1 protein-coding gene is annotated in these 347 nt (G+C 70.0%); it reads left to right on the top strand.

The annotated features are described in order from the left end of the window. A partial coding sequence (locus KSO97_RS17385) for a PDZ domain-containing protein (protein WP_232681904.1) occupies positions 1-217 on the top strand: 217 nt, incomplete at its 5' end. Between the last annotated feature and the right edge of the window lie 130 nt (positions 218-347).

Below are 347 nucleotides of genomic sequence, written 5' to 3'. Positions count from 1 at the left end.
CACGATCGACGAGGTGTCCTCCGGAGCACCTGCCGACGACGCCGGCCTGGAGTCGGGCGACATCGTCGTCGCCGTCGAGGGGGTGCGGGTCACCGACGGGGTCTCGCTGATCGTCAATATCCGCACGCACCAGCCGGGAGACACGATCGAGGTGACCTACCTGCGCGGCGGTGACGAACGGACGGCGAAGGTGAAGCTCGCCGCCGAGGTCGGCTGAGCGAGGACGGGCCGGGGTTCGAGACGCCCCGCTCGTTCCTCGCGGGGCCCCTCGACCACCTACCTCCCCACCACCGGCGGTTGAGGAGGTCGCTCTGCGAACGTCTCGAAGCCGGGTGAGCCGAGGATTC

The organism is Nocardioides sp. R-C-SC26 (genome assembly GCF_021246465.1).
In the GTDB taxonomy this organism is placed as follows: domain Bacteria; phylum Actinomycetota; class Actinomycetes; order Propionibacteriales; family Nocardioidaceae; genus Nocardioides.
Note: the sequence above shows the minus strand (reverse complement) of the source record. Positions and strands in the feature narration are given on the sequence as shown.